Origin of the sequence: Shewanella sp. 11B5 (genome assembly GCF_002836795.1) — a bacterium.
Lineage (GTDB): Bacteria > Pseudomonadota > Gammaproteobacteria > Enterobacterales > Shewanellaceae > Shewanella > Shewanella frigidimarina.
The window spans coordinates 1-9,098 of record NZ_PJAP01000248.1; the positions used below are offsets into that span (position 1 = coordinate 1).

Genomic DNA, 9,098 nt, shown 5'->3' on the forward strand with positions numbered 1-9,098 from the left:
GCTTGGTTTGAAAACTCAGTAATTAAATGAATGTCGAGTCTGACATGTTTATCTGGATAATCATGACTGATGTCCATGAAGGGAGTTGTATTAGATACATCAAGATTGACTTCCTCTTTGAGCTCTCTAATTAACGCTTCAGTAACCGTTTCATTTGTTTCTACCTTACCGCCCGGGAATTCCCACTTTCCTCCTTGATGAAGGTGTCCGAGCCTTTTAGCCAGTAAAATGTGTTTATTTTGATTAATGATGACACCGACAGCGACATGGATTCTTTTTTGCAAGTTTTGCCCCTTATAATTTGAACTTATTGTTTGAAGAAGTCACCTTCATCAAAACCAGAATCATCCAACAGATCTAGGTCTCTATCGTGCTTAACCGGAATAGCATGTTTCTCGCTTGCCCAGTCGCCAAGATCGATCAGTTTACAGCGCTCACTGCAAAAAGGTTTAAATAGGGATTCGTCTTTCCATTCAACTTTGGTCCTGCAAATTGGGCAGTTTACAATTGTTAAAGGCATAATCATTCTTAGTTATTAATATTTTTAGTGATGTTAAAGTGTTTATGTGCAGGTTGCTAGTGAGAACTCAACAGTTTCACTGGTATGACGGTGTAAATCGAAATCTACAAAATGAATTGCATAACGATTTCGATTTCCGCTGACGGTAGGATAGCAGTTTTGATTGGAATTTATTTGCACTCGAATTAATGACAACGGTTGTACAGAGTTGCCTTGATAGAAACCTACTGGAGCTTGGTATAAACCAAAACCTGCTGTCGTTCGAATGAGTTCCAGAAGTAATGCTATTGGAGCTAGTATAGGCTGGTATTGAATAAGCCAACTTTTGATATCTTGCTGTCGATGTTGCCAGTCTTTGCCAAGCCAAAAGTGCAGTTGAGGAAAGTCGAAATTACAGTATGCTCCAGTCATATTGAAACGCTGTCGTAATGCAGAAATAAATTTGTCTTGTTTAAGGCTGCAGCCAATTCTTTCTTGTGCTTGCAGTGGCGATTTTAATGAGATTAGCTTTTGGATGAGTTGATCCACTTGAGCGTTATCTACATTTGAGTGGGTACGCCAATGAGAAATTATCTGAATCTGTTTTTCAATATCTTTTAAAATATCGGTGCGATAATCACAACGTTCAGTTAGTTCGGCAAGTGCGAATAAGGGACTAAAACATTGATGTTGATTATCTTGTTCGGCATGCTGTTGCAACTGTAGGGCAAGGTTTTCTATACGTAAATAACTGCGTATTTTTTCATTTAATGGTTGTTCATAAATTAAATCAGTCATTGACGTTAGTTTCTAAATCGGCTGCCTGTTGTAAGTATTGTTGGTGCAGACGAAGTACTTGACTGCGCAACAGCTCATGTTCTCCTTGATTATCAATAATATTATCAGCTTTAGCGAGTCGTTGTTCTCGAGTCATTTGACTCGCCAGAATATGCTCTACTTGTTCTTTACTGACACCATCACGTTGCATCGTCCTTGAAATTTGTAACTCTGGCGTTATATCTACAACCAAAGTAGTATCAACTAAACTATCTAAATGATTCTCAAATAGCAAGGGTACTACCATTATTACATATGCAGAAGTCGATGCTTGCACTTGGTCTAACATCTTTTGGCGGATCATTGGATGGAGTAAATTATTAAGCCATAAACGTTGTTGCGGATTATCGAATACTTGTGCTCGCAAAGCTGCTCTATCGAGGCTACCGTCGGTTAATAATAGTGACTGACCAAAATGTTGTGCTATTGCTTTGAGTCCATCAGAGCCAATTGAGACCACTTCTCGGGCAATAACATCGGCATCCACTAAGTCTATGCCAAATTCTGCAAATAAGTTAGCCACGGTGGTTTTACCGCTGGCTATGCCGCCTGTTAACCCCACAACATACTTGTTTAAGCTCATAACGTACTAAGATACCAATTAAGAATGTCATGTCCCCATACTAACGCTATCCAGCCTGCCGCAGCGATATAAGGACCAAAAGGGATTGGGTTACCTTTATTAAGTTGTTTAGTCATAATCATGGTTATACCCACTACAGCACCTACGAGTGAAGACAGTAAGATAATTAATGGCAGCATTTGCCAGCCTAACCAAGCACCGAAAACGGCTAATAGTTTAAAGTCACCGTATCCCATGCCTTCTTTGCCAGTGACTAATTTAAATAACCAGAATACCGACCATAAACTTAAATACCCTGCAGCAGCGCCAATAATAGCGTCTTCCGGACTAGTATAAATGCCTTTAAGGTTAATGATTAACCCTAACCACAGGATTGGTAACGTGAGCTGGTCCGGTAATAGCATTTCATCTAAATCGATGCCAGTTAACGCCACTAACACAAACGTTAGAATGCTGGCATAAACAAATTGCCATGTTGGGCCAAAATGCCATGCTAATGCGGCAATTAATACGCCGGTTAAGAGTTCAATAATGGGATAGCGGCTTGAAATACCGGTTTTGCAATCGGCACATTTACCCTTAAGCATCAGCCAACCTAATATTGGCAGATTATGCCAAGGCTTTATATTGGCCTTGCATTTAGGGCAGGCGGAACCTGGTACTACTAGATTGTATTTTTCAGGAAAGGGATCGATGGCTTTCTGTAAACGCTCAGTGCCTACTTGTTTTACAATGTCAGGATGATATTCATTGAGATAAAAGTTACATTCGCTTTGCCATTCACGTTTCATCATCACCGGTAAACGGTGGATCACGACGTTGAGAAAGCTGCCAATGGTGGCCGCAAAAATAAAGCTAATCGCAACAAAGACCCAAGGGTATTGAGTCATTGTTGTAATAAAGTTTGAGATAGATTCAGTCATTTTTTATAATTAATCTTATTCGTTATTAACTAAACAACGTTACCCATTTCGAAAATAGGCAAATACATACCAACAATAAGGCCTCCAACCAGAGTACCAATGACTACCATCATGATGGGTTCTATTAAACTGGATAAACCATCAACCGCATCATCAACTTGCATTTCGTATATGTTAGCCACTTTATTAAGCATTTCATCCAAACCACCCGATTCTTCACCAATCATCACCATTTGAATCAGCATGTCTGGAAATAAGCCAGTGGTGCGCATGGCAACATTCATCTGCATACCCGACATCACTTCTTGGCGAACCTTTAATAGTGCTTTACGGTACACATAGTTACCAGAAGCACCCGCGGCAGACTCTAAACCATCAATTAATGGTACGCCTGCAGCAAAGGTTGTTGATAAGGTTCGAGCAAAACGCGACATAGACGCTTTGTGAAGAATGTCACCAATCATGGGTATCTTCAGTACCATTTGGTCAATTCGGTCGCGAAAACTTTGAGAATTACGATGAGTTCGTCTAAAAAGCCAGATCCCGATAACAATAGCTATTACAAAGAAGTACCATGAGCTTTGTAACCAGCGCGAGATACCAATAATCATTTGAGTAAATGCCGGTAATTCTGCACCGAAGCCATTAAATATATCTTCAAATTGGGGCACAACAAAAAGCAACAATAACGACGTAACAGCAATTGCTACAACTACGACAGCAGCAGGATAGAACATCGCTTTTTTAATTTTAGATTTTAATTGTTCAGCTTTTTCACGATAAGTTGCGATACGATCAAACACGGCATCGAGTGAGCCAGAATGTTCGCCAGCAGCGACTAAATCGACATATAAATCATCAAAATATCGTCGGTGAGGTCTTAGTGCATCTGAAAGTGGAATACCTGATTGGACATCGGATAAAATAGTACCCAGTAATTCTCGGACTTTAGCTTTTTCATGGCCACGGCCAAGAAGTTCAATAGTTGTGACTAATGGGACACCAGCAGCAAGCATGGTAGCTATTTGGCGGGTAATCATCGCAATATCCATTGCGGTAATACTTTTTTCTGTTTTCCATAAAGGCGCCGACTTTTTACGCACCCCTTTAGGGGTGACACCTTGTGCTTTTAACACACTACGGATTTCAGCAATCGTGGATCCTTTCAACTCACCAGAAGTACGTTGACCATCACGATTAACACCCTTCCATTGGTAAGTAAAAACCTTAGGTTGGTGTTTGGTTTTTTTTTTCGCCTTTGGCTTTTTCTTTGCTGTTATTGTGGCCATTTAGCCAATCCTTTTGTTTTTCGCTGCACCACGTTAACCCATTATTGTTAATAGAGAATAATCAATTAAATAGTAGATTTACTATAATTGATTTGACTATAGCTGAATTAAAAGCTGGTTACACGGTTAATTTCCGCGATGCTAGTCACGCCGTGAATGACTTTGAGCAATCCTGATTGACGTAAATCGCGCATACCTTGCTGCTTGGCAAGGGTGGCAATTTGGAGTGAGTTACCGCCTTCCATAATTGTACGCGCTATTTCATCGCTCATTTTCATCACTTCGTATATACCCACTCGGCCTTTATAACCACCTGAGCATAGCTCACAACCAATTGGTTTGAATACGGTAAAACCTTTGGCGATATTAGCTTCACTGAAGCCTAAGCGCTGCATCTCAGCAACAGGAATTTCTTCTTCATGTTTACATGCTGGGCATAGGCGCCTGGCAAGTCGTTGGGCTATAATTAAATTGACTGAGCTAGCAATGTTATAACCTGGCACACCCATATTGATTAAACGGGTTAAGGTTTCGGCGGCTGAATTGGTATGTAATGTTGATAACACTAAGTGGCCCGTTTGGGCGGCTTTAATGGCGATCTCTGCAGTTTCTAAATCGCGGATTTCACCAACCATCACCACATCAGGATCTTGACGTAAAAATGATCGTAGCGCTGAAGCGAAAGTTAGGCCAGCTTTTAAATTAATGTGTACTTGGTTAACGCCTTCGAGGTTAATTTCGACCGGATCTTCTGCGGTAGATATATTGCGCTCTTCGGTATTAAGAATATTGAGGCCAGTATACAAGGAGACTGTTTTACCTGAACCCGTAGGGCCAGTGACTAATATCATCCCTTGAGGTTTAGCGAGCATTTCTTCGTATAATAAGCGTTGATCATCTTCATAACCGAGCTTTTCAATCCCCAACTGAGCGGAAGATGAATCCAAAATACGCATCACGATCTTCTCGCCCCAAATGGTCGGCAAGCTACTGACACGGAAATCGATTGATTTGGTGCGCGACAGCTTCATTTTAATGCGGCCATCTTGCGGAACTCGACGCTCAGCAATATCGAGTTTCGACATCACTTTTAAGCGGGCTGAAATACGGTTGGATAGATTGACTGGTGGTTCAGATACTTCATGCAAGATACCATCAATTCGAAAGCGGATACGATAGCGTTTTTCGTAAGGCTCAAAATGTAAATCAGAGGCGCCTTTACGAATAGCATCGGTGAGAATTTTATTAATATAGATTACAATAGGTGCATCGTCACTGCTATCTCCGCTTGGTTCGTCACGTCTTTCTGTATCAGCCACTTCCATATTGGCTAAGGCTTCTTCATCTGCGCCAGCTAAGTCCAAACCAGAGATATCATCTTCGATGATTTTTTCTAGCGCTTTTAGCAATTTGTCATCTTCAACCAAAATAGCTTCGGCATGGAGACCTAGACTAAATTGAAAATCCTCAAGAGCAGCAATATTGGTTGGATCTGATGTGGCGATGTAAAGACGATTACCACGCTTGAAGAGAGGTAAGCATTTATGTTTCTCTATGAGCTTTTTATTGAGTAGCTCATCTGCGATACCAGTTACATCAAATTCATTTAAATCAAGTAATGGGGTGCCATACTCTTCATAGCACAGTTCAGCTATTTCGCGAGCAGAAAGGAACTTGGAGTTTACTAATGTCGTGACTAAGGATTGTTTGTGCTTTCGAGATTCGGAAATGGAAGTTGATATTTGCTCTTCGTTTAGGAGGCCTTTACGGATAAATAAAGTTGATAGTCCTAAATGAACGGCAGCTGATGACATGTAAATTACCTACTTAAATAAAATAATTCTACATCTCGAATGATGTAAAGTAAAAAGGCAGCTAAATGCTGCCTTTTAAAATAAAAACGATATTAACGGCAGTTTGATGGAATCCAAGCATCTTCCATTGCTGTACCAGCAGCACATGTCCAAGATATACTTCCTGTCGAATTTGCTGCAAGTGATGGAGTTAAAGTTAATGTAGAAGTTGCTAAAACTTTGTCATTAAACAAAACTGTGATTTGTCCAAGAGCTCCAACTGTTACACTGACTACAGCATTACCTTTAATATCCGTAGCAGCAGCAAGCCCTGCAAGTGCGTTGGTTGTAGGAAATGCACCTTGAGTCGCGTAATATTCTGTCACTGAAGCTTTTGCTCCAGCAGCTAAACTTAAACCTTCAGAAACATGACCACGTTTAGTGAAGTCTTGATAAGCAGGCAGTGCGATTGCAGCTAAAATACCGATGATCGCGACTACGATCATTAATTCGATAAGAGTGAAACCCTTAGCGTTTTTGATTTGGTTAATACCTTTCATTTTTCTCTCCGTAAAATAGGCTGTGGCTGTTTCAATCCTAGATAATTAGCACACTTGTTATAGTTGAGTGTACTAAATGGCAATCCATATGCCTAACGCCTTACAGACACAAATATGTGACATTAATTGCCACGATGTCGTTTATGTCGTCGCTTGTGCATATTACTTATACCATTGTAAGCAATGATTTAAGCTTTATGTGTCCATGATGACAAGGTTTGTTAATTCTTTCTTTCTAAAATGTACTTTAGAGGACTAAACCTATGAAACATATTCCGTAAAACTCGTTTTATAGTTTAGCCATCACTATGTTTGTTTTCCATTTGACAGTGAATTTTGTCATTAATGGATAACAACCAGCTACTTACTTTATTGTGTCAGTATAGCATTTCGGCTGAGCTGCGATACTAGTGTAAAACGCTCGTTTTATTAATTCGTAATATCGATATCAATAAGAAAGCGTTGAATCAATGTTACACAATTGATAAATCATAGACGTTTTTTACAACTTTATTATTGCAGTACATGGCCGAAAGGCCAACTCGCCTACGCTAAACGTTAGTATAAAAGGCTTAGAAAAGGAATAGTTTTATGATACAAATTAAAAATAAATGTCTAAAAAGGCTCTGTTTTCACATTTTCCGCACATTATACCCTATATGTTTTTTGACGTGTTAGGCATAGAGGAAAAATTATTTGACAAAAATGCAACAATGTCGGTTTGTTGGCGCTTTTTATGGCAGATTTGAATTTGCAGAAAGCCTAGATTCGAGAGCGCTACGCTGCTAGATGCTATAAAATCTTAGCAACAAGCGGTGACATACGGTGACGAAAGATAGCAAGCGATGGCAAGTGATGGGATACGGTGACGAAAGGTAGCAAGCGGTGACAAGCGATGAGATACGGTGACCAAAGATAGCAAGTGATGAGATACGGTGACGAAAGGTAGTAAGCGGGGGCAAGCTGTGACATACGAGCTAAAAGCCTCAAGCCTAGGTTCTAGTAGCGCTGCGACTCTAGCAGTTCGTTCTAGAACCTAGCAAATAAAAGTATTAAGCCTTTAATCTCAAAGATAAATCTAATGCTTTGACATGCTTAGTCAGGGCGCCTACTGAAATATAATCAACTCCAGTTTGTGCAAAGGTGGCTAGGGTGTCTAAAGTGACATTACCTGAAACTTCTAACTTAGCGCCTTTATCTTGATCTTTATAACGATTATTAAGGCTCACTGCATCGACCATCATGGTGACGTCGAAATTGTCGAGCATAATGATATCGGCTCCGCCATCGAGTGCTTGGGTTAACTCCTCAAGTGACTCTACTTCCACTTCTACTGGCTTGTTACCATCTAAAGCGCGTGCAGCTGTAATGGCTTTTGAGATACCGCCACAAGCCATAATGTGGTTTTCTTTGATTAAGAACGCATCGTATAAACCAATGCGATGGTTTTTGCCGCCACCGCAGGTTACTGCATATTTTTGGGCCGTGCGAAGACCTGGAATAGTTTTACGGGTATCGAGCAATTGAGTATGGGTACCTGCAAGTTTATTAACGTACAGTTTGGTTAAGCTGGCTACCCCTGACAAGGTTTGAATGAAGTTCATTGCTGTTCGTTCGCCAGTTAAAATGGCGCGTGCTGGGCCAGATAGTTCGCATAACAATTGATTGGCTACAATTAAATCACCGTCATCAACATGCCAATGCAGCACGACTTCACTGCCTAGTTGATTAAATACTTGCTCTGCCCACGCTTTACCGCAAAAAACCCCATCTTCGCGGGTGATTAACGCACCGGAAACGTGTTTGTCTGCTGGGATAAGCTGAGCAGTAATATCAGCATTGAGCATATCGTGAATGGTATTATGGGCTGTGTGACCTAAGTCTTCATCAAGCGCTGTTTGCACTGCATGGCGGATGTCGTTTTCTAACATAAGCAAAGTCCTTGCTAAAGAGTGTGATAAGGCTAAACAGTATCTGCATTCAACGGAGTGTTTGTTACAGAAAGCATTTGTTAAAGATTACCATAACTTGGCTATATACTGACACTATCCAGTCGGCAATTTTCAGTGTTGGTTTTTCTATTTTATGCTGTTAAATTCAGATTGAGAATGGTTAAAGAAGCTTAACTCGGGATAATAGGCGGTGATCAAATAATTCTTTGCTCCGCTAACTGTATTGCATTGACTTACAATAAGCTTATTACTCACATTGCGAGTGATAAGTGGCCGCACCTAGTTAGCAAAGCGAATGACAAATTTGATATCCAATAGGCTAAACATTCTGATTTTGGCTTACAATCTCATCTCTTCACTCTTGTTGAAGTGATCTAGTTATGTTTAGAAGGATGGATATGCCAAAAGGCTTATTAAAACAAGGTTGGTTAGCCAGCGCTAGAAAGTGTATTTCGCCACATTTTAATGCACGGCCAACAGATGAGGTGAGTTTGTTGGTGATCCACAATATTAGTTTACCGGCGGGTTGTTTTGGCTTACCGCACATTGATGCACTTTTTCAAGGCTGCTTAGATACTGAGGCTGACGACAGTTTTGCTGAGTTGGCAGGCTTGCAAGTCTCGGCACACTTTTTAATTCGTCGCGATGGTGAAGTAGTGCAG

Annotated in this window: 9 protein-coding genes and 1 pseudogene; 1 reads left to right on the plus strand and 9 read right to left on the minus strand. The window is 40.5% G+C overall.

Annotated elements, in window-relative coordinates; translation table 11 throughout:
* The 9 genes from CXF78_RS03135 to nadC all read right to left on the minus strand — a co-directional run.
* Window positions 1-284 (minus strand): NUDIX domain-containing protein (locus CXF78_RS03135; RefSeq protein WP_102035954.1); only part of this gene is annotated, 284 nt, incomplete at its 3' end.
* A gap of 23 nt (window positions 285-307) precedes the next feature.
* A complete protein-coding gene (gene yacG / locus CXF78_RS03140; RefSeq protein WP_102035955.1) occupies window positions 308-520 on the minus strand; it encodes a DNA gyrase inhibitor YacG in 213 nt (70 codons plus the stop codon).
* Window positions 521-562: 42 nt separating this feature from the next.
* Window positions 563-1,297, minus strand: coding sequence for a cell division protein ZapD (zapD, locus tag CXF78_RS03145; protein WP_102035956.1), 735 nt, complete (start codon window positions 1,295-1,297; stop codon window positions 563-565).
* A complete protein-coding gene (gene coaE, locus CXF78_RS03150) occupies window positions 1,290-1,919 on the minus strand; it encodes a dephospho-CoA kinase (RefSeq protein ID WP_102035957.1) in 630 nt (209 codons plus the stop codon). The genes zapD and coaE overlap by 8 nt, the downstream gene beginning before the upstream one ends.
* On the minus strand, window positions 1,916-2,842 hold the full coding sequence (locus CXF78_RS03155; protein WP_102035958.1) for a prepilin peptidase: 927 nt from the start codon (window positions 2,840-2,842) through the stop codon (window positions 1,916-1,918). The genes coaE and CXF78_RS03155 overlap by 4 nt, the downstream gene beginning before the upstream one ends.
* 29 nt (window positions 2,843-2,871) lie before the next feature.
* Window positions 2,872-4,131 (minus strand): type II secretion system F family protein, encoded by a 1,260-nt coding sequence (locus CXF78_RS03160; RefSeq protein WP_102035959.1) that lies wholly within the window; start codon window positions 4,129-4,131, stop codon window positions 2,872-2,874.
* A gap of 107 nt (window positions 4,132-4,238) precedes the next feature.
* Complete coding sequence (gene pilB / locus CXF78_RS03165; protein ID WP_011639197.1) at window positions 4,239-5,945, minus strand: type IV-A pilus assembly ATPase PilB; 1,707 nt, start codon at window positions 5,943-5,945, stop codon at window positions 4,239-4,241.
* Between the two features lie 92 nt (window positions 5,946-6,037).
* Complete coding sequence (locus tag CXF78_RS03170; RefSeq protein ID WP_011639196.1) at window positions 6,038-6,484, minus strand: pilin; 447 nt, start codon at window positions 6,482-6,484, stop codon at window positions 6,038-6,040.
* A 1,052-nt stretch (window positions 6,485-7,536) separates the two neighbouring features.
* Complete coding sequence (gene nadC / locus CXF78_RS03175) at window positions 7,537-8,415, minus strand: carboxylating nicotinate-nucleotide diphosphorylase (RefSeq protein WP_102035960.1); 879 nt, start codon at window positions 8,413-8,415, stop codon at window positions 7,537-7,539.
* 419 nt (window positions 8,416-8,834) lie between these two features.
* Here nadC and CXF78_RS03180 point away from each other — a divergent pair.
* A pseudogene (locus CXF78_RS03180) lies at window positions 8,835-9,098 on the plus strand (1,6-anhydro-N-acetylmuramyl-L-alanine amidase AmpD); the annotation flags it as partial.